This is a genomic window from Kitasatospora purpeofusca, from assembly GCF_000718025.1.
GTDB classification, from domain to species: domain Bacteria; phylum Actinomycetota; class Actinomycetes; order Streptomycetales; family Streptomycetaceae; genus Kitasatospora; species Kitasatospora purpeofusca.
The window spans coordinates 58,798-79,475 of record NZ_JODS01000021.1 but is presented as its reverse complement, the minus strand read 5'-3'; the positions used below and the strand labels follow the sequence as shown (position 1 = coordinate 79,475).

Annotated in this window: 16 protein-coding genes; 7 read left to right on the top strand and 9 right to left on the bottom strand. The window is 66.4% G+C overall.

What is annotated here, in order from left to right:
• Nucleotides 1-224 precede the first annotated feature (224 nt).
• Nucleotides 225-539 carry a hypothetical protein gene (locus IF01_RS0126945; RefSeq protein WP_157855355.1) on the bottom strand — a complete coding sequence of 105 codons (315 nt, stop codon included), beginning with the start codon at nucleotides 537-539 and terminating at the stop codon, nucleotides 225-227.
• 726 nt (nucleotides 540-1,265) lie between these two features.
• Here IF01_RS0126945 and IF01_RS0126940 point away from each other — a divergent pair.
• The 3 genes from IF01_RS0126940 to IF01_RS0126930 all read left to right on the top strand — a co-directional run bounded on the left by IF01_RS0126940 (nucleotide 1,266) and on the right by IF01_RS0126930 (nucleotide 3,622).
• Nucleotides 1,266-1,511: a hypothetical protein gene (locus IF01_RS0126940; protein WP_030396137.1), complete on the top strand. Its 246-nt coding sequence runs from the start codon at nucleotides 1,266-1,268 to the stop codon at nucleotides 1,509-1,511.
• A gap of 10 nt (nucleotides 1,512-1,521) precedes the next feature.
• Nucleotides 1,522-2,349: a helix-turn-helix domain-containing protein gene (locus IF01_RS51590; RefSeq protein WP_078880328.1), complete on the top strand. Its 828-nt coding sequence runs from the start codon at nucleotides 1,522-1,524 to the stop codon at nucleotides 2,347-2,349.
• A gap of 298 nt (nucleotides 2,350-2,647) precedes the next feature.
• A complete protein-coding gene (locus IF01_RS0126930) occupies nucleotides 2,648-3,622 on the top strand; it encodes a phosphoadenosine phosphosulfate reductase (RefSeq protein WP_244215641.1) in 975 nt (324 codons plus the stop codon).
• A 37-nt stretch (nucleotides 3,623-3,659) separates the two neighbouring features.
• Here the strand turns inward: IF01_RS0126930 and IF01_RS0126925 are convergent, their stop codons facing one another.
• The 5 genes from IF01_RS0126925 to IF01_RS0126905 all read right to left on the bottom strand — a co-directional run bounded on the left by IF01_RS0126925 (nucleotide 3,660) and on the right by IF01_RS0126905 (nucleotide 11,161).
• Nucleotides 3,660-4,178, bottom strand: a complete 519-nt coding sequence (locus tag IF01_RS0126925; protein ID WP_051756249.1) for a hypothetical protein — start codon at nucleotides 4,176-4,178, stop codon at nucleotides 3,660-3,662.
• A gap of 192 nt (nucleotides 4,179-4,370) precedes the next feature.
• Nucleotides 4,371-5,204, bottom strand: a complete 834-nt coding sequence (locus IF01_RS0126920; RefSeq protein WP_030396134.1) for a phosphoadenosine phosphosulfate reductase family protein — start codon at nucleotides 5,202-5,204, stop codon at nucleotides 4,371-4,373.
• On the bottom strand, nucleotides 5,201-8,812 hold the full coding sequence (locus IF01_RS0126915; protein WP_030396133.1) for a hypothetical protein: 3,612 nt from the start codon (nucleotides 8,810-8,812) through the stop codon (nucleotides 5,201-5,203). The genes IF01_RS0126920 and IF01_RS0126915 overlap by 4 nt, the downstream gene beginning before the upstream one ends.
• Before the next feature lie 2 nt (nucleotides 8,813-8,814).
• Nucleotides 8,815-9,921 (bottom strand): DUF4007 family protein, encoded by a 1,107-nt coding sequence (locus tag IF01_RS0126910; protein WP_030396132.1) that lies wholly within the window; start codon nucleotides 9,919-9,921, stop codon nucleotides 8,815-8,817.
• A gap of 61 nt (nucleotides 9,922-9,982) precedes the next feature.
• Nucleotides 9,983-11,161, bottom strand: coding sequence for a cysteine desulfurase family protein (locus IF01_RS0126905; RefSeq protein WP_037781247.1), 1,179 nt, complete (start codon nucleotides 11,159-11,161; stop codon nucleotides 9,983-9,985).
• Nucleotides 11,162-11,685: 524 nt separating this feature from the next.
• On the opposite strand from IF01_RS0126905, the gene IF01_RS0126900 reads away from it, so the two are divergent.
• Nucleotides 11,686-14,016 (top strand): DUF262 domain-containing HNH endonuclease family protein, encoded by a 2,331-nt coding sequence (locus IF01_RS0126900; protein WP_244215640.1) that lies wholly within the window; start codon nucleotides 11,686-11,688, stop codon nucleotides 14,014-14,016.
• Nucleotides 14,017-14,238: 222 nt separating this feature from the next.
• Nucleotides 14,239-14,733: a hypothetical protein gene (locus IF01_RS0126895; RefSeq protein WP_030396129.1), complete on the top strand. Its 495-nt coding sequence runs from the start codon at nucleotides 14,239-14,241 to the stop codon at nucleotides 14,731-14,733.
• Here IF01_RS0126895 and IF01_RS0126890 read toward each other — a convergent pair.
• The gene (locus IF01_RS0126890) at nucleotides 14,699-15,481 is read right to left on the bottom strand and encodes an IS5 family transposase (protein ID WP_030396128.1); all 783 of its coding nucleotides are present in this window, start codon (nucleotides 15,479-15,481) and stop codon (nucleotides 14,699-14,701) included. The two genes, IF01_RS0126895 and IF01_RS0126890, sit on opposite strands and share 35 nt — an antisense overlap.
• A 531-nt stretch (nucleotides 15,482-16,012) precedes the next feature.
• Between IF01_RS0126890 and IF01_RS0126885 the strand changes: the two genes are divergently transcribed.
• Both IF01_RS0126885 and IF01_RS0126880 read left to right on the top strand, forming a co-directional pair.
• Complete coding sequence (locus tag IF01_RS0126885) at nucleotides 16,013-16,351, top strand: hypothetical protein (protein ID WP_030396127.1); 339 nt, start codon at nucleotides 16,013-16,015, stop codon at nucleotides 16,349-16,351.
• 166 nt (nucleotides 16,352-16,517) lie between these two features.
• Nucleotides 16,518-17,924 carry an IS1380 family transposase gene (locus IF01_RS0126880; protein WP_030396126.1) on the top strand — a complete coding sequence of 469 codons (1,407 nt, stop codon included), beginning with the start codon at nucleotides 16,518-16,520 and terminating at the stop codon, nucleotides 17,922-17,924.
• Here IF01_RS0126880 and IF01_RS0126875 read toward each other — a convergent pair.
• A complete protein-coding gene (locus tag IF01_RS0126875) occupies nucleotides 17,904-19,193 on the bottom strand; it encodes a hypothetical protein (protein ID WP_208624356.1) in 1,290 nt (429 codons plus the stop codon). The genes IF01_RS0126880 and IF01_RS0126875 overlap by 21 nt on opposite strands.
• Nucleotides 19,190-20,386, bottom strand: a complete 1,197-nt coding sequence (locus tag IF01_RS0126870; RefSeq protein WP_244215639.1) for a tyrosine-type recombinase/integrase — start codon at nucleotides 20,384-20,386, stop codon at nucleotides 19,190-19,192. The genes IF01_RS0126875 and IF01_RS0126870 overlap by 4 nt, the downstream gene beginning before the upstream one ends.
• Nucleotides 20,387-20,678 lie beyond the last annotated feature (292 nt).

Sequence of the window (20,678 nt, the reverse complement as noted above, 5' to 3'; positions counted from 1 at the left end):
GCTACCCACAACTGCGATGGAGCTCACGGCCGCATCGCACTGCCGCACGCCCGGTGACACGGTCCGTCCGGTCCGCCGAGCGCGGCCGGAATGCTTTGCAGGATCGACGGCGTCCGCCACGACCGGCTCCGGGCGAAGGGGGTCAGACTCTGTCGCCGGACATGCCAGGGCCAGGATGCGTAGTTGGCGGCTGCTAGTTCGCCGCGCTTGGCCTCCCGGCGGTTTCAGCTGCCGAACGCTCCTCGGTTCAGCTCTGCTACATCCGCCCGTCGGCGATCGTCGAGTGTGCGTTCCCACCGCAGATTGGAGTAGTAGCAGCGGGCCCGAAGGGGTGGCTCGTCGGTCTCGAAGGTGACGAGGCGGTCAAGTCCGACGGCGCGCAGTGCGGCTCGGGGCTGTGGGGCGGCGTACCCCCACACTCGTTGTCGAGCACCAGCCAAGCCATCGAGCTGGCCCGGAAGCGCACTGCCGAGCTCGGCCTCCGCCGGATCGGCCTGCACGATCTTCGGCCACACCGCCGCCAGCAGCATGATCGCCACCGGAATTCCCCTGGCCGTCGTCTCCAAGACCCTGCGCCACTCCAACTTTGCCATCACCGTCGACCTCTACGGCCGCCTCCTCAAGGACTCCGCCAACAACACCGTCGTCGCCCTGGCCACTGCGCTTGACCGTGCGGATGCCCACTGTGGGGTCACCTCCGTTGACGCCGGGCCGCGCGCCAGCTGCCTCGGCCAACGCCGGCCCCCAGGAGGACGGGCGCCGTACACGGCAGCACCCTCGACCAGACCGAGACGCAGCACAGGGTTGGCCGTCCGGCCACCGCCCACTGCACTGCGTAAGGCTCTCGTTCTCCGTTCGAGCGCAATCCGAGGTCTCTCACCTGGCGTCGGCCGGCGAACCGGTCGGCCCGACCTGCTGAACGCGACTGCGTCTGCGGACCGTACCGACGCCCGGCCCCCTGTCTCAGGGAGGGCCTTACCCGATGCTGCGGACAGATGTGCATCAACTCCGACCGGCTCAGCAAGATCAAATCTGCCGACCTGGGCAGATGTGTCAGCGCCCCCCTTTTCGATCACGCTTCAAAAAAACCTGGGCGCTGACCCCCTTTTGGGACGCGCACACATCAACGCGGCACTCGGACCATGATCATCATTGCTGAAGCGGCCTCCCCGACAGCAGGATCGGGAACACACAAGCGGCCTGACGGACCAACACGTCGACATCCGTCGACCACGCCAGCCCGCCTCGCCGCCAGGGAGGAAATAATGAAGAGCAACCGCCAGAACCTGACCGGGCTCCGGTGCTCCACCGGGACGCCCCGTTGGCGCAACCGAAAGATGCTCCCGCCGGCTCCAGTCGTCATCGTGCTTGTGATCGTGCTCCTCGCCGCGGTTCTGGCTCTCGCCAGCACCCCAACCACCAACATCCTTGAGCTGCTGGCCGGTGCGGTCGCCATTGCAATGCCAGCGGCCAGGGAGATGGCGACCCTGGTCCCTGGTCGCCGTCGCTGAGGCGGCCAACATGGGCCGGCCTCAGAGAAAGCTCGACAGAGGTGCATGGCACCACAGGGCCCAGTTGGCACTCTGGCTCCGCGAACATAAGCAACGGTCCGGACTGACATACCGCGAGATGGCCCAGCAGGCCCCGTTTTCTGCAACAGTTTTCTCTCGCGCAGCCTCGGGGCAGATTGTGCCCACATTGGAGATCGTGGAAGCATTCGCGACAGTATGCAGAGTGGACCCCACACCTGGCCGTGAATTGTGGAAGCGTGCACGGCATGAGAGGGCACGGGCGGCTGGGCGGGGGGTCAATTCGCCTCAGCCAATGCGGCCCGAGTACATCAGAGATCACGCCACGCTTCGCCTCGCCTTGATCGAACTTCATCAGGCGACGGGAGAACTATCGCTGCGAGAACTGGAGCGCCGCGCTCGAAGCTCGGGCGATAATCTCTCTCGCGGCACGATCCACGGCGTCCTGAAGGGTCGCCGCGTGCCGACCAGGCGATTCGTAGGATCCTTCGTGAGGGCGTGCGGGATCCATGAGAGCGCAGCTGGCGTGTGGCTCGCCGGTTGGGACCGTACGGAGCGGAGACGGTCCTTGCAGACCATGGCAGATAAGCCACTGACGTTTACAGAGGGCAACACCGCCCGGTCATTTCGATATGATGCGCAACGCCTCCTAGAGAAATATCGAAAGGATGGCCTTCATCTCGATCTCATGGAGGAAATCCTCATTCGACACTTGGAAGAGACTCGCCGCCGAGACATCGAACTGGGCAAGTCGCGCATTTCCGGTCATAAACATGAGTCACCCTCACCCACAGTTTCAAATACGGGCAAGACTGAATAATCGCCACAAATACTGACACCCTTCGGAAAATTGTCCGATTAAGTGGGCGCGCCACTCGATCAAGGGTGGTCGACTGTCGACCGGTCAGGCGGATTCGCAGGACATGACCTGCGGTCGCCACAGACACGTCCCGCCCGACTGTGGCTCCCCGACAGACCCGCAGGCCCGGTCTGGTCATGACGGTCCCGAGCACTGGCGCTCGCCGGTTGGCGACTGGCCCCGACGCTGAGCTGGCACATTGAGGCAGTCCGCCGGCAGCCGCAAGCCGGGCACCTTGCTGCACTCGCAGGTCCACTCGATGTCCCGCTTCGCCACCCAAGGGGTCGGCGATACGGGACATCGAGCCGCGCGAGATAAACACTTGATCTGTTCGATCATCATCCATAGAGTATCTCAGGTTCGAGTGATCAACCTGGGAGTCTCCATGGGTCAACCGTCAGTAGATGCAATGTCCGGGCGTACGGACTGGACGGCCGGTCCGTTGAGGGCGGTGTCGTACGGGGGCGGCGTTCAGTCCACCGCGCTACTCGTCCTCGCAGCTCGCCGAGAAATCGACTACCCGACGTTCTTGTTCGCGAACGTCGGTGACGATAGCGAGCACCCGGCCACACTCACGTACGTACGCGATGTCGCAGTTCCGTTCGCTGCCAGCGCTGGGATCGATCTCAGGCAGCTCCGGCGGCTGCGGCGCGATGGCGAGTCCGAAACGCTGGTACAACGGCTCAGCAGACCTGACACTCGCTCCATCCCGATCCCAGTTCGCATGGCGAACGGGGCGCCAGGAAGAAGGTCCTGCACAGCTGATTTCAAGATCAAGGTGATCGGACGATGGCTTCGCGAACACGGAGCCACGACCGCCGCACCGGCTCACGTGGGCATCGGAATTTCCGTCGACGAGATCCATCGTGCGAACCGCAGGCGTAGCGAACCGTATGAGCTGATCGAGTACCCGCTTCTGGAGCTCGGGCTTCGGAGGACGGACTGTGTGCGCGTCATTGAGGAAGCGGGGCTTCCCGTCCCTCCGAAAAGTTCGTGCTTCTTCTGCCCCTTTCGCACCGTTGGGGATTGGCACCGTCAGCGGTCGCTGGAGCCCGAGCTCTTCGCCCAGTCGGTGTACATCGAGGAACTGGTCAATCGCCGACGCAAGGCTCTCGGTCGGGATCCGGTGTATCTGACCCGCTACGGCCGTCCGCTGGCCGAGGCGATAGCGGTGGAGCCTCTCGTTGTCGTTGACGACGAAGGGTTGTGCGACTCCGGCTGGTGTATGACGTAGCGTCATCGGGGTTCGCGGCGTGCGGCCTCCTCCCTGACTACTTTTCCGAGGCTGCCTTTCGGCCTCGCGGCTTCTGACTCAGCCGATCACCGGCGAGCAGCCTTGCATGTGCTTCTGGATCAACTGCTCGGCCGCGGGCCTGGGCGTCAGCGATGAGCGTGTCGAGACGCCAGAGCGGTGAACCCGACAGCTTGAGATCCTCGTCCGCAATCGTCCGCCGATTCCGCCATCGAGCGATGGCTCGCTCGTCGGCCCCCAGTACGAGAGCCGCCTCCTTGATCCCTACGATCACCGGGAGGCCCTCCGGGTCCAAGAGACTGTATCCACCTGGGATCGTCGCCTTGTACTGCGCCAGCCGCTCTTCGGTGATCTCCCGCCCACTGTGACCATCGAGCTGAAGGACCGTGGCGAGTAGCCAGTAGGGGTTCCCGGACGCGATGAGGTCGGGCTCGCCGAGGATGCCGTCGGTCCGCCACTTTTGAGATGTCTGGCGCTCGATGCCAAACAGGCCGGCGATCTCGGTGTGGCCGACCAGGTACGGCAGCTGTGCGGCCATGACCAGTGCTTCTCCGGGGGACATCGTCTACTCAGGCCCGGCTCACGTGCGGGCTCCCAAACGATAGCGCTCTCCGGCGTGCCGTACTGGATCTTGGCGGCGCGGCTGAGTTGCTCCGAGCGCCATCGGTACACCTGAGCCCCCGTTGCGGACGGCTGTCGCCGGTCGCAGCGGGGGCTCAGGTGTTATTCGTCAGAGGTGGCAGACGGAGCAGCCTGCCTCGTCGTCGTCCTCGTCGTGGGCGTCGGCGAGGATCTCGAGCAGCGGTCGGTTCGGCTTTACGCGGGTGGCCGCCCTCTCCAGAGCTGCTTGGTGCTTGGCTTCGATCTCCTCGCGGCGCTCGATCAGGTCATGCAGAGACTCGCCCTGGGACCAGGTGTACTCTCGGCCCTGCATCGCAGTGTGCCGGTAGTTGACCTTCTCCTCGTAAGCTATGGCCTTCTCGAAGAGGTCCGGGTGACGGTCCTTCAGCCCGACCCACTCGTGCTTGCGCTGGAAGAAGCAGAAGTAGCAGCCCGAGCGAGTGCGCCACTCGTAGTAGGCCGGCAGGCCGATGCCGGCCTCGTCGAGGATCTTGTCTACGCCGGCGCGGTCGATGCCATCCTCGCGGAATGGGAACACCGCGGTGATGTTCGGCTTGGTGCTGACGTAGCCGAGGCGGTTCTCGTCTGCGCGGATGGCGACGTAGGAGATCACCTCGTCGTCGCCGACCCACTCTTCCAGCGGCTTGATCTTCAGGTTCTTGGTGCACCAGCGCATCTGAGGGCTGGGCAGGGTGCCCTGGTAGACCTCAAGCCAGTGATCGAAGTCGCGGCTGGCGTTCAGCCGGACGATCGGTTTGCCGACTGCGGCTTCAAGGCGGTTGAGGTACTCGTACGTTTCGGGCAGCTCGGCGCCGGTGTCGCAGAAGAAGTACTCCATGTCGGGTACACGGTCGCGCATGTGGATGGCGAGGGCTGAGGAGTCCTTGCCCCCGGACAGGCCGAGTACGTGGCGCTTCTTGGTGCCGGAGCTGGTGTCGCTCACAGCTTCTCCTTCGTCTCGGGGGCCGCGTCGGTGGCGGCGGCGGCCAGGCGTTCGGCGAGGGCGGCGAGCAGGATGCGGGCGCCGTCCGGGCCGAGCGCCTCTTCAGCCTGCCTGATGACACTGACAACGAGCTTGTCGGCTGCCTTGCGTGACTGCTTCGGCACGTGGATGAGGGTGCGTTCCTCGGTGCCCTGGGGGGTGGTGAGCGTGAGAAGGCGGGTGTCGATGCGCCGCGGCGAGGCCGGCTTCTGGGCAACCTCCGGCTCGTCGTTGGTCTCGTAGAGGTGGCTGACTCGGTCGAGGGCGCGGGCGACCTCCTTCACCTTGGCCGGGAAGGCATCCGTGTCGCGGTCGGTGAAGTTGACGAGGGCCTTGTTGAGGAGACGGATGGTGATCGGCTCGAGCCAGTCCTCGTCTGGCAGGTTCTCGTCGAGAACGCGTGAGACGAAGCCCTGCAGGCTGAGTTCGAGGGGTGCGTTGGCGAACCCGCGAAGCCGTTCGGCGAGACCAGAGCGGAGTTCGGCGATCTCGGCAGGGAGGCGGAATTCCTTTGCGAGGGCCGCGACGAGTTGCTGGCGTAGGGCAGCACTCGCGCCGGACAGCTCGTCGAGGGTGGCGACGAGGCCCGCGACGTACGTCTTGGCGCCCTGTTCGTCCTTGGCGGTCTCGGCCAGGACGGGCTCGACTCCCTGAGTAAGGGGCAGGGCGGTGAAGATCAGCTCGTCGGGGTCGGTGGCTTCCTTCAGGACGTCCCGGAGCTTCAGCGCCGGCGCGCTCAGGCGCTTGGTGGCCTTGGCGAAGTCGTCAAGCGCCATGTAGCGGCCGAGGATCGTCCGGGTGACGGCCAGGAGCATGGGGTTACGGGCCGAGCGTGATCGCGGCGCGGTGATGTTCAGGGCCTTGGCGAGTCCTTCGACCACGAGGCGGCGCTGACCGCGGCCGACGGGTGCGGCCTTGACCATGAAGCGGTCCGGGTTGACGTTGAGCCGCTCGATGATCTCCGGGGTCAGCCGCTGGCAGTAGTTGCCGTCCTCGAACAGTGCGATGTCGTCGCTGCGAAGGATCAGGGCAGTGACCACGAGGATCGGGACGACGCCGGCCTTGACGCCGTAGGGCGGCGCCATGAGCTGCTCGTAGATATCGCCCAGAGGGGTCGGTCGGGTGGCCTTGGTCAGCGCTGCCTCGAGGGTGTCCCAGACTTCGGTGACGTTGGCTTCGGCGTTGGCTTCCTTGCTGGGCCTGGAGATTCCGTGGGTGAGGATGGTGTCGGAGTCGACAGCGTTGCCGCTCTCCCCTGCGACGCGGTGGAGGCCGAGGTACTCGACGACTCCGTGGTACATCGCGCGTTCCGCGGAGTAGTTGTCGGGGTCGAAGCCCAGGAGGTGCACGCCCGATCGCTGGATCATGGCGGTGAGCACCTCGCGGCGGGCTCGCGAGCCGTTGCTGGTGAGCTGGTGACGGCCGGCCATCTCGTTGCGGATGCGCGGAGTGTGGGGGTAGACGAGTTCGCATGCCTGGGAGGCGAGGCTGGCGTAGCTGCGCGCTTCGAGAGCTGCGTCGGGCGCGTTGGTGACGTCGGCAGCGGTGTTCCAGAGGTGCCAGGTGGCCTGCGGGCTACGGGGGTTGAACGCTTCGTCGAGCTGCGCTCCGATGAGCTGGGAGATCTCTGCTGCGCGTTCGGCGATCTCCCGGGAGGCGACGTGGTCGATGGTGTCGTCGTCGAGGAGTTCCTCGAGTGCGACGAGGTCGATTCCGGCTTGGAGGACCCGCTCGGGGTTCTGGGTAACGCCGATCAGCACCGGAAGGGGCGAGTTGACGGCAGGCCGGGTGTCGAGGGTGCCGAGGTGGTAGACGATGAGGCCGTCGGCGGCGTCCTTGACCACCTCGGGGCCGTCGATCTTCTCGCCTTCGTGGCTGACCGCTGTGACGAAGTAGCGCAGCATTCCGGTCTGCTGGCTGTGCTTGCCGGCCACTACGGCGGCGGGAAGGACGGTGCCGAGGTGCTTGCTGACGTAGTCGACGACGTCCGCGGGCTTGATCCGGGTGGCGACTTCGCGGACCCGGGCGTCGATGTCGACGTCGGTGCCCTGCCAGACGCGGTATTCGTTGCTGTAGGCGCGGTGAACCACGAAGCCGTCTTGGACGAGCTTGTCCAGCTTGTTCTGCAGGGCTGCGAAGCGGTCCGGGTCGTTGGCGTCGAGTGGGTCGTTGAGCGCGAACTGGATCATGCCGGGCGTTGCGCGCAGGAGACCGTCGGCGTCGATGAGGTTCAGGATGCCGATGACCTTGAGGACTTCCTGGTCTTCATCGGGTAGGCCGTGGGCCTCGTTGAGCCGCATGTCGACCTCGAGCCAGCGGCTGGCGTTCGACGAGGCGAGGATGGTGGTGCGGCCCGATGCGAAGAAGTAGTCGTACAGCTGCGGGAGGCGAACCGTCGAGGCGCGCTCGGGCGCGTCCGAGGACAGCGTCTCCATTGTCCGCCGGACCGTGTGGGGCTCGTCGCTGGCGAGGAAGCCAGTGAGGCTTCGGTCATGCTGGCCGATCTGGGATGCGAGCAGCGGGGCCGCGACAGCGGTCAGCGGGTGCAGAGGGTAAAGGCCGGCGAACATCTCGGCCGAGATGTCGACAACGGAGTTGAGTGCGTGCCCCTCCCTCCACGCCTTCGCGGCAGCTTCTGCCTGGGCCTCGATGAGAGCGCGGCCAGGCTCGGCAACGGCGGACAGGTCGAGGCGGCGGCGCATGAGGTGGACGGCGTCGCCGAGGTTCGGTGCGAAGGTGATGTCCTCGAACCGGCCCTGGATCTTTGCCCATTCCTGGGTCTGGACGGAGCTGGATCGCGCTGCGTAGTCGGTGAACGCCAGGTGCTGGAGCGTGAAGATGAACAGTGGCAGGCCCGAGCGGCCTGCTCCCTTCTCTGCCAGCATCTGGAGCAGGAAGACGTCGCTGTCGGCGTCTCCGGTGTCGCCGGCCGCGGCGAGGTACTCGAGTGTCTTGCCGAACTCGTCGAGGATCAGCAGGACGGGGGCAGCGTCACACAACACGGTGACGGCATCAAGCAGGCACTGCGCAGTCGGGACCTCCCGTTCGGCGCACGCGGCGAGGGCCTGAGCGACGACCTTCGGGGGCCGCTTCTTCCACCTGCGCTCGACGGCTGTCTGCAGGGCTCGGTGAATCGTTGCGGCAAGAGGTTCACGACGGGCTGTGGCAACAGCGCCGAGGAAGCCGTCCGTGGTCAGCTCGTCCCGGACGCGGGACAGCCGCGCGGCGTATCCGGGGCTGGTTGCCGCAACGGCCGCTTCTGCTTCGGCGCGGCGAGCCTTGTCGTGTCCGAGGAAGGCGTCGAAGAGGTTGGAGAGCGTGGACTTGCCGGAGCCGTAGGGGCCGGTGAACGACCATGCGCGGGTACGTCCGAGATCGCCGACGGCGTTGGTGACGCGCTCGAGGACATCGAGGGCGCGCGCGCCGACGTAGGGCGAGTTCAGTTGGCGCTCGCGGACGTCACGTTCGAGGTTGGTGGATCGCAGCTCCGATCCGACCAGGGCGATGCCTTTAGGGAGCTGGAAACTGTCGGTGCTCTGGCGGGAGCGCTGCTTGGTTTTCGTCGTCATGATCAGGAGTTCTCCTCGCCGAACACCAGCTCCTCGGCCTGCTGGGACGTCTTCTTACGCGCACTGCTCACCGCGGTCTTGGCAAGCCCGGGGTAGATCTCGGTCCATCGCTCCGGACTGGGGAACCCGTCCCGATCCCGGACACGGCCGTAGTACTCATCCAAGATGTCCCACGCGAGCGTCTGTGGGGGCTTGAGGTAGGCCAGGCTCCTCTGGCCGAGGGCCTCGACCAGCTGGAGGTCAGGGTGATCATTGATCACGGACTCGATGGCCTTGGCCAACTCAGGCTCCCGCATACGGAACGCGCGGCCCGGTGACCCTTCTTCTGCGGCGAGCCGTGCCAACGTGATCGAGCCAGCGTTCGGGGCGAGCCGAGAGGCGTAGTCCAGGCAGGCGTAGGCGAGCACCGGCGCGGGCAGGTTCGACCGGGATCCGCTGGTGAAGCGCCAGGTCCGCTGCTTGCCCTTGCCCTGCCCTTCCAACAGTCCGAGCTCCCTGAACGGGGACATGAGCAGGTCCTCGAAACTCCCCGGAGACAGCGGGTTGAACTCCTGGTCCAGGGCGTACATCTTGATCAGGCAGTCCACGTCACGGTTGACCGACTCCGCCGCCCGCCACTTGTCCTCGTCGAAGTTCTCATGCACGAAACGCGTGATGACGCTCGTCATCTCTGCGGTCGTAACTCGGGAGCGTGGCGCCAGATTGAACATCACGTACCAGCTGGGCGCTTGGCACTTGGAGTCCGGTTCGGCGGAGAGCAGCCACCAGTGCAGCAGCCAGAGGCTGCCGGTGTCCTCGAGATACGGGTCCGCGCCGTGTTCGTCGAGCAGCCACCGGGCGCGCCATGTCGGTGCGGACAGGCGTGCCTTCTTGGACGGGTCGGTGTGCGCATGCTCCTGGGTCAGCTTGAACGCCTTCGACCAGTAGCGCATCGCGTTGACCATGTTCCGACCGACGCCGAGAAGGACGGGTGCGTCCTCGCGGTAGAAGATGTCGGGGTGATCCTTCACCTGCGTATAGGCCTTGTGCATCCAACCGAACCGCGGCGCGAAGGTCTCGTGGCGGTTGAAATTGAGCTCGACGGCCTCAGCGAGCCGGCTGTCTGACATTCGGGGATGCCTCTCGGTGGGTCAATCGCAGGAAAGAAGGGCTAATAGGGGATAACGTCGGTCACTGTTCGGCGGTAGCGGCCATCAGCAACCGAGTTCGCTCGACCGCTGCAGCAGCGGCGTCGATTGCGCGGTCGACGTCCTCCGTGGTGGTGGCGTATCCCAGGGAGAAGCGCACAGTGGCGTCCGCGTCCTCACGGCTGCGGCCCATTGCCAGCAGGACGTGGCTCGGGCCCGGCGCTCCCGACGAGCAGGCGCTGCCGTCCGATGCCGCTACGTGGGGCATAGCGGCGAGCACCGCGTCGGCCGGCACTCCCGGGAAAGTGACACTGGTCACACCAGGAAGGCGAGGTACCTGCGCCGCATTGATCTGGCAGTCCGACACGCGAGCGGTCAGACCGGCTTCCAGCCTGTCGCGCAGCTCGGACACCCGGGCGGCTTCCGACGGCAGGTTGCGTCGGGCAGCCTCTGCTGCGGCGCCGAGCGCGGCGATGCCGGCCACATTGAGGGTTCCTGCTCGCCATCCACGTTCATGGCCACCTCCGATCAGGAGGGGACGGTGCGGAAGATTGGTTCCGCGGCGGACGAACAGCGCCCCCGCCCCCTGCGGGCCGCCGAACTTGTGAGCGGAGAGCGACAGCAGATCGATGTCCAACTCGGCAAGGTCCAGAGGCAGCCGCCCGACGTACTGCGTCGCGTCAGTGTGGACCAGGGCGCCGGCTTCGTGCGCGGCCTTGGCGATGGGGACCAGATCGGTCAGGACTCCGGTCTCGTTGTTTGCGAGCATGACCGACACCAGGGCGACGTTCCGCCGCTTGAGGGCGTCGTGGAGTGGCTGCAGGTCGAGGACACCATCGCCGTCCACGGGGAGTACGACAAAATCATCGGGTTCCCCTTCAGTGATCGCACGTCCCGCTTCAAGCACGGCAGGGTGTTCGACCGCAGTGGTAACCAGCGCACCCCCGCGGGCCAGCGCGGCCCGCAGAGCGAGGTTGTTCGCCTCTGTTGCTCCCGAGGTGAAGATGATCTCTCCCGGGGAGCAGCTGAGCAGGTCGGCAAGTTGGCGGCGCGCGCCATCGACCCTGGCGGCAGCGTCTCTGCCGAAGTGATGCATGCTTGAGGCGTTGCCGACGCTCTTCAGCGCCGCCAGCGTTGCCTCGAGGGCCTCCGGGCGCAGTGGAGCTGTGGCGTTGTAGTCGAGGTACACGATCTTTGCTTCCGCGGCACGTCCCTCGACCATGTTGCCCCCCTCGTTCCGGCGCGTTCCGACTCTCACTCCTGGCGACTCTCCTCGGCGGGCCGATCTCCTCCGCCAGGAGTGCACTGAGATCCTATCGGTCCGGAGGGACTGCCGACGCGAGCTCACCCAAACCGCCCGGCCGGACACGTTGCGCTACCACCGGGGTCTACCGCTTCCGCGTCCCCCGCATCGCAATCGTCGAACTTTTGCGGCATATGCCAGATATGCCCGGCTCTTCGCATGCGTTTTTCCGGGAGGAACTCACGCATGTCAGCCACTCGGTCTAGGGTGATCGCTGGTCGTGGAATAGCAGGCCGCGACGGTCAGGCTTTGGGCAGGCCGAGGGGGACGGTTGGAAGAAGTAGCGCCGCTACCCAGGGGCACGTGGCGAGGGGGCCGGCAGGAACCGCAGCAGCAATGAAGTTCCGACGACGCGGGCCTGCAGGCCGCCCGCGTCCGCCAAGGAACCGAGAAAGCCGCGATCACCGCGCGAAGAGAGCCTGAACGGCAAACGGAACCGCGAAATGCACGGGAGCTTCATCTTGGAAACCCGAGAAATCTTTGACGCCGCCCCTTACACAGTGGCCCAGTTCCTCAGCGAGACCGGGCAGTGTCTCTACATCCCGCCGTACCAGCGCGCGTACAGCTGGGATGCGAACAAAGTAAAGCGTCTCATTGCAGACGTCGCCCACGGCGTCGAGCAGCTCACGAAGTTCCAGGCTTCGATCTGCTTCATCGGGTCCGTGATCGCGTTGCGCGACCTCGAGTACACCACTGTCGACCCCATCCACCGGCCGATGGTGCCCCCGCGCGTCATGAGCATCATCGACGGTCAGCAACGGATGACCACGCTCCTCCTGCTGACCACCGTCCTGCACGAAGAGATCACGACCCGAGCCAATCGGCTCCCCAAGGGCGGGGGCGAAGCTCGCGATTGGTGCTTCAACCAGGCCGTCGACGTGACGGTACGCCTCACCGACACCTTCGAAGAGGACATGCGCTACGGGGAGGGAGAATTCCGCTTCTACCCTCGCATGATCCGCTCATACCATGACGTCTGGTCCCGCAACAAGGGCGAGGCACAGTACGAGTCTCCGATCGGCTACTACCTCCACCAGTACGCCCAGTACGGGCGCAGCCAGATCGGAACTCAGGAGTACAAGCACACCCCGTTCCTCGAGGGTGAAGCGAAGGATGCCAACGCCCAGGCACACAAGCATCTCGAGGGCACGCGTGTCATCATCCGCCGAGCCCTTCGCCAGGCGGTCTCTCCGCAGCGCCAGGCCAAGGAAGACGAGGCCGAGCTCATCTCCGCCGTAGCCATGGCGGAGTCCAAAGTCCTCCAAGAAGCCCTGTTCAACAGCCCGTTCCCGGAGTTCGTGATGGAGGCAGCTCGCGAGGATGAGCGCATCGCGGCGTTGCTCCGGCTGATCGTCTTCGCCAACTACCTGCTCAACCGGGTGACCGTGGCGGTCGTGACGTCCAAGCACGAGGACTACGGCTTCGACATGTTCGAGGCGCTTAACACGACGGGGCAGCCGCTCACCGCCATCGAGACGTTCAAGCCGAAGGCCATCAAGAACGAGCCGGTGAAGGAGTGGCACACGTCGGAGTCGTATGGCCACTTCGACACGATCGAGAAGTACCTCGATGCCCAGGGAGCCTCGTCGGCAGACAAGCGGCAGACGGCGACGGACAACATCCTCATCCCGTTCGCGCTTCTCAACGATGGATATCGGCTGAGCAAGCGCCTCAGCGAGCAGCGCCGCTACCTTCGCACCTCTTTCGACAAGGAGGCCGGCCAGGCAGAGAAGCGAGTCTTCCTGCAGGCGCTGGCGCAGCTCACCAAGTTTGTCTCCGGCCCGTGGGCCGATCCGAGCAAGCTCCCCGAGTGCTCAGACGCCGAGCTGCGGAACCAGGCCGCCCTGTGCGCGCAGGTGCTGACCGAGGCCAAGCACAACATTGTGATCGCACCGCTCACTCGGTACTACGCGGCTCACCGGCTGGAGCAGGACGACATCGATGGCCGTGCGCGCGAGTTCCTCACTGCCGTCCGTGCCTGCGGTGCGTTCTTCGGCCTGTGGCGAGGAGCCTTCGGCGGCACCAACGGGATTGACAAGGTCTACCGGGACCTCATGGACGAACCGTCCGCCAGCGTCGACGGGTTGAGGTTCAAGCGTCTCGGCCGCCCACTCACCGAGGTGCCGCCTGTGGAAGACATGCTGAGCTTCCTGCGGCAGCAGCTCCAGGAGGCCGGGCTGGCCGAGAAGGATCGCTGGGTCGCGAAGGCTTCGGAGATCACGGTCTATAAGAGCTCCAATCAGCTCACCAAGCTTCTGCTCCTCGCGGCTTCCAATGACTCGACGCCCGATCAGGAGAAGCGCGGCCTGATCGCTCTCGGCAGGAGGGGGCTCCTGAGTACCCTTAACCTCGAGAGCTGGCACGACCAGGCGTTTTCAACCATCGAGCACGTCGCTCCCCAGAAGACGGCACCTGGGTGGGACGCGAAGCTCTACGACGACAACGTCGTCGACGTGTTGGGGAACCTGACCCTTCTCCCCGGGGTGGAGAACTCGTCCGCGAAGCAGCGTCCGTGGCCGATCAAGCGGCTGATGTTCCAGGCTCTCTCCGCCACCACCGTTGAGGAAGCGGAGCGGACGCTGGCGCAGGCCGCTCAGGAAGGCATCGAGATCGGCGATGGTGCTGAGGCCATCATCCGCCGAGCCCGCCATCTTCCCCTGGTCGCAGCGCTTGCCCAGCGAGAGGAGGACTGGACGGTCGAGTTCGTTCAGGAGCGGTCCAAACGTCTGTGCGGCATGGCCTGGGACTCGCTCGCTCCGTGGCTTGGGCTTTAAGCCCAAGACTCACTAACCGCTAGCCCGCGCGTTTCATACGGGGTCGCGTCCGGATCATGATCGGAAGAGCGAAGGTGCCTTCTGAGCTGCAACGATGAGGCTTGTCTAAGAAGCCGTTGTCTTTCCGAGAGTGATTGGTGCGTTTCCGCTGGTCAGGCATAGGGTCGGTGCTTCGGCGGCAGAGACGGGGTGTCGTGTCGTCTCTTCGGTGGAGGTGCCGGGATGCCGTCGGTGATGGGGTTGCTGGAGGAGCACGAACGCGTCGCTCGGCAGCGGGTGGAGGTCCTTCAGGTCGAGCTGCGGGAGGCGGAGGCTGCGTGGGAGCGGTTGGTGATCGCCCGTGAGACGGTGAGCGAGGTCTTGGCGGGACCACGTGCGGGCGAGGAGGCGTCGCCGGTCGTGGTGGCGGGCGAACGGCCGGTTCGGGTCGAGGCGGCGGTGCCGGGTTCGGTCGTGCCGCACTGGCGGGAAGGGCTCGCCCCAACGGTGCTGGCACCGGACTACCAGCGGATCACGGATGTCCTGGCCGGCGGGAACGGGGCGGGCGGGGAGGCGATGGACTGCCGGCAGCTGGCCGGGGCGCTCGGGCTGGAACCGGTTCCCGCGAAGGTTGAGGGGTTGCGGTCGAAGGCGAAGCGTCTGGCCGCGCGGGGCTGGCTGGTCGAGGACCGCCCGGGGCTGTTCAGCGTGCCCGCCGGGCGAGGCGGCGGCTCATGACCATGCTCATCGACCAGCGGATCACCGCCTCCGAGGTATCGGTGCGCGTCTCGTAGTCGCGGGCCAGGCGGCGTGAGCGCATCAACCACGCGAACGTGCGCTCCACCAGCCACCTCTTGGGCAACACGGTGAACCCGGCCGCGTCGTCGTTGCGTTTGACCACCGTCAGCGCGATCCGCAGGACGTCGCGGGCAAGGTCGACCAGGCGCCCGGTGTAGCCGCCGTCGGCCCACACCAGCGTGATGTGCCAGTGCCGTTCGCGCAGCCGGGCCAGCAGCGTCCGTCCGGCCTCGCGGTCGGTGATCGAGGCCGCGGTGACCATCACCGTCAGCAGCAGCCCGAGGGTGTCGACGATGATGTGCCGCTTGCGGCCGTTGACGTTCTTTCCGCCGTCGAAGCCCCGGCTCTCGGCCGGCACCGACGCGGCCGCCTTCACCGATTGCGCGTCGATGATCCCCGCGGTCGGCTCCCGGTCGCGGCCCGCTGCCTTACGGACCCGGTCGCGCAGCCGGTCGTGGAACTCGGCGACCAGGCCCTTGTCGCGCCAGCGCCGGAAGAACGCGTAGACGCGGTCCCACGCGGGGAAGTCCCCGGGCATCGCCCGCCAGGTGATGCCGCCCGCGACCAGGTAGCGCACCGCGTCGACCATCTGTCGGTGGCAATAGCCCTCCGGCCTGCCTCCGCGGCCCTCCAGCCAGCCCGGGACGGGCATCGCGTCGCGCACGACCGCCCACTCCGCGTCGTTCATGTCGGACGGATACCTCGGTCGCCTGTGCGGTTGGTCGCCGGCGTTCCCGAACCGGTGCGCGAGACAATCACACTCCCGGGCAGCTGAGTTGGAGTCAGTCGACGCAAGGGCGTACAACAGCGACAACAGGGCCTCCTGGCGTGCTCAAGGCCTCGACAACCCCGAGCTGCACCAGAGGCCCTGTCTTCATGCTCGGCAATCGGCAAGATCACCCGACCGTGCTGTCCAGTCGAACCCACGTCCACCAAGATCGATACGACAACGGCTTCTAAGGTCCCAGTCGTACCAGCAGGAAGGCGCTTTCTGCGTGCACGCTACCCGGTCACGCCCCAGGCTCGTCGTCCGTGCCGGCTGCTGGTGCGTCGGGCATCGTCCGCGTGAGGTCAGCTCCGGGGATCCGGGTACCGAGTGCGGGGGCGGGGCCTACATGACATGGGGCACCTCCGATCTTTCAAGCGTGATGGTTTGCTGACTGACAGTCACGGAAAGATCCAGGCGGGTCGGCAGTGGGCCGATCAGTGAGGAGACGCCATGTCTGAGACCAACTCAAAGGGCCCCGCCCAGGCGCAGATGTCACCCGAGATGCTTGCAAGCCTCGGGCGGACTCCCACCCCCGAGGCTTCGGCGCCTGCAGAGCCGACCCTGGTCCCGGCTGACCAGGTCAAGCCCGAGGACATCGGCGCACTGTCGATCGAGTACCGCGACGGTAAGCCGGTGATCGTCATTAGCGGCGGCAGGGCGATCCCCAGGCACATCCCGACTGTGAGGCAGGGCGAAGACCTCGACCTCACCGAACACGAAATTAAGCTTTGGATCCCCGAGGGCGTGGTCCAATACACCAGCGCCCAGGAGACTTGGACCTACGAGTAGCTCCGCCCAATGACGTGAAGTAGTGCCTTCAACACACCCAACTAGCCTGCGCGCTTCATACGGGGTCGCGTCCGGATCGTGATCGGAAAAGCGAAAGTGCCTTCTGAGCTGCAACGATGAGGCTTGTCTAAGGTCCCAGTCGTACCAGCAGGAAGGCACTTTCTGCGTGCACGCTACCCGGTCACGCCCCAGGCTCGTCGTCCGTGCCGACGGGCGCGGGGTGGTCAACCACACCGGCTCGCGTCTGTTGACGGATCTGGCCGACGCCACCTCGCTGACCAGCGCCTTCAGTGATGCCCTGCACCGGCTGCGGCCGCGCGGGACCGGGCACGATCCCGGCCGCGTCGCGGTGGACCTGGCGGTGATGCTCGCCGACGGAGGCGAGGCGATCCGGGACCTGGCCGTGCTGCGCGATCAGCGCGATGTGTTCGGGCCGGTCGCCTCCACCCCGACCGCCTTGCGCGTCCTGGCGGGCATCGACACCGACAACCTGAACGCGCTGCGGGCAGCCCGGGCCGCTGCCCGCGAGGTCGCCTGGCTGCAGACCGCCGAGACCAGGGACGGGATACCGCCGGCCCGCGCCGCAGGTCGTCAACTGCCCGGCCTGGTCCTGGACATCGACGCCACCCTGGTCACCTGCCACTCCGAGAAGGAAGAAGCGGCCGCCACCTACAAACGCGGCTTCGGCTACCACCCGATGCTCTGCTTCCTGGACAACACCGGCGAGGCCCTGGCCGGCATCCTGCGGCCCGGCAACGCCGGAGCGAACACCGCAGCTGACCACATCACGGTCCTCGACGCGGCCCTCGCGCAGATTCCCGACGCCCACCGCCACGGCACCCCGATCCTCATCCGCGCCGACAGCGCGGGCAGTGCCAAGACCTTCCTCGCCCACCTACGCGCCCTGCGACAGCGAGGCATCCAAACCATCTTCTCCGTCGGACACGCCGTCACCGAACAGGTCCGCAAGGCCATCCGGGTCCTACCCGACCAGGTCTGGCACCCAGCCCTGGAACAGGACGGGACCCTTCGTGCCGGCGCCGAGGTCGCCGAGCTGACCGGCCTGGTCGACCTCACCGGATACCCGGACGACACCCGCATCATCGTCCGCCGCGAGCGTCCCCACCCAGGCGCCCAGTTGTCCCTGTTCGACCAGGACGAAGGCATGCGCCACCAGGTCTTCCTCACCGACACGCCCGTCGCCGGCGGCGGCTCGATCCAGTACCTGGAGGTCCGCCACCGCGCTCACGCCAGAGTCGAGGACCACATCCGCCGCGGCAAGACCACCGGCTTCGGCCGCTTCCCCTCCCGCCACTTCGCCATCAACCAGGCCTGGCTGGAGCTGTCCCTGACCGCCATCGACCTGCTCGTCTGGGCCCGGACCCTGCTACTGGAAGGCGAGTTGGCCACCGCCGAGCCCAAGAAGCTCCGCTACCGCCTCCTGCACGCTGCGGCCCGGATCACGCGCGGAGCCCGCCGCATATACCTGCGGATCGCTGCCACCTGGCCCTGGCGCCACGAACTGACCGCGGCGTTCAGCCGCCTGGTGGCACTACCCCGACCGGCCACCTGACAGGCCAAGCCGCCCCTGACCACCACGACACGAGGACCCAGGAGCACCTGGCCATCGCGCCGGGCCCTCGGCATGCCCAACGTCTGGCGGCAGCCCCCGCAACCTCCGATACAGGGATCGCTCCAGATCAACCGACGCGAACCGAAACACGGAGGCTAGGGCCCACTGGGCGATGTCCAGGTAGAAGGCCCGAACGAGCGTCTTGACCGCGGGCGCGCTGGAGCGTGGGGTTGTGGTCTCGACGACCTGGCCGTCCGGCATCCGCCGACGGCGGGTAACCGTGTTGACGCGGGCCTTCCAGCCTGCGGCGACCTCCGGTGTCAGGTGGAGCGAGTTGATGTCTTCATGGTGGCGTTCGAGGTCGGCCCAGAAGTTGCTGGCCAGGGCCGCCGCCAGTGTGATCAGGGACTTGTGGTCGAGGGAGGGCTGACGTTCGGTGAGGTAGTCGACGAGGAGGTCCCGAACCGGACGGCAGCGCAGGTCGTAGCGGTCCACGAGTTCCGCCGGAGTCACCTGTCCGGTTCGGGTCTGAAGCCGGATCAGGGTCAACGGAGCGTCCGACGGGAACTGGCCGATTTCGCGCAAGGCGGTGTAGGCGATGCGAACGCCGCGCGCCGCATCGTGGGTGGTCTCCTGAAGCAGGGCGAGAAGATCACCAACGACAATGTCCTCGACGCGGCCACCGAAGGCCGCGAGCAGGGCAGCGACCGCCTTGAGGGCCCCGGAGGCATGACGGGTGGACTGGATGGCCGCGGGGAACTTGGCCTCCAGGCGGGCGAATCCCTCGGGGTCGCGGGTTGTCGCAATGGCGGGCCGGAGGGCGTTGGAGGAACTGGCCGCAAGCCATGCCGGGGACGGGCGGATGACGTCCGCGCAGATCAAGGCCAGTGCCCCGGAGGCAAGGCAGGCCGAGGTCGGCCGTCGACCGATGCTGGTAGAGGCCCAGTTGAGGACGGTGCTGTGCCATCCGGCGGTCGAGTGAGCCGCTGGGCTGGCGTCCCAGCTGGCCTGCCAGGTCGAGCCGGGAAAGGTCTGGAGCCAGGCCAGGATGACGCGGGCGCCGACCATGCGGGTGTACTGGGCGCCCTGCCCTTCGGCGCGGAAGGGGCTCTGTTGGAGGGTGTCGAGCACGTAGTCGGTGTCGGCCTCGGTCATTAGCCAGGGGTCGAGGTTGTGGCGGGGCGGGAACTTCTGCAGCAGCGAGGCTGCCTCGGCGCCAGCGAGCTTGCGGGCAGTCTGCGGCGGCGCCGTGAGTGTTGCGGTGGTCACGCGACGGGCCCCCCGAAGAGGGTGTTCAGCGAGTCCTCGTTGTAGGCGGGGGCGGTGGGAGCCGGCGGCGGGGCGTTCTTCTTCGCTTCCTGGCGGGCGTGATGGGCCAGACCTGCTGAGATGACCTCGTCCCGGCTCGGGCGGAGGTACTTCTGGAGCGTGCTCTGGTCCTTGTGGCCGAGGATGTGCTGGACGTAGACCAGCGACATCGCCGGGTCCTCGGTCATGCGGTAGGTCGCGGTGTGCCGCAGGTCGTGGAGGGTCCAGTTGGCACCCAGGAGCTCGACCGTCCGCGTGAACATGGCGCGGGCGGCGTGGTAGTTGAGTGGCCGCCAGGGGCGTCGCAGGGTCCACCACAGTGGTTGGTTGCGGCCCCGCGGGACTCCCTTGCGCCAGGCAGCCTCCTGGTAAAGCCGGAGCCAAACGAAGGCGTCGGGAGATGCGGGCAGTTGCTGGTAATCCTGGGTTCCTTTGCGGATCACGCCGATGACCTGCTGGCCGGGCAGGGCGTCGCGTTCGGTCGCGGTCAACAGCTCGACCGAGCGGGCGGCGGTGGAGACCCAGAAGGCCAGCAGGGCGCGGTCGCGGTGCGAGCGCAGGCCGGCGAAGACCTCGGTGTACTTGTCGTCCGGTATTCGGCGGGGGATACGCGTAGGGATGGTCGGCCGGTAGCGGCCGGTGCGTTCGTGCTTGAACTCGTCCGCCGGGTTGTGGTGGGCATGAGGCCGGCTGTTGCGGCGGGTGCGGTCCAGCGGGAAGGGGTTGACCAGCAACTTGTTGCTGTTGCGGTTGAGATGAAAGTCGTAGAAGGTCCGCAGGACGGTCTCGCTGTGTGCCCGAGTGGTGGGCGCGTACTTCTTCCCGATGGACGGCTTTCCCGTCACCAGGTTGGGCGTTCCGGGCGCGAGTCGGCCGGTCCGGGGCGTGCGCGCAGCTATCTCTGCGGGATCCTTGCCACGGTGCCGCCAGTGCACACGCACCGGCTTGTCCGCGAGCTGCATCCACAGGGTGAAGTCCCGGGCGTCCTCGCGCACTGCGCGGTCCCACTCGAGGTCGTGTGCCCACAGGAATCGCCACCAGCGCAGCAGATCGTTGCCGTACGAATACAACGTGGTGGCGGGGCTGTCGGCGGCGAGCAGGTCCTTGAAGTAGATCGCGACCGGTTCCACAGTCTGCCCCAGAGGATCGGTCAACCGGTACGGCTCCCACGCGTCTCCTGTCTCGTCCAACCGTCCGATCTCGGGCAGTACAAAGTTCTTCAGATCCCGTTCAAGGGACGTTGATCCACTCACCGCCGGAACTTAACAGAAAGCCCTCTGACCTGCGAAAACGTGTGAGTTAGTTCAGTCAACACACCGCAGGTTCAAATCCTGTCCCCGCTACGACAAAGGCCGGCCCGGCGCACACTGTGCGTCGGGCCGGCCTTGTTAGCTACCAGGGCGGGCCCGCCTTCGGGCGCGGGGCAGAGCACGAAGGTTCGCTGAA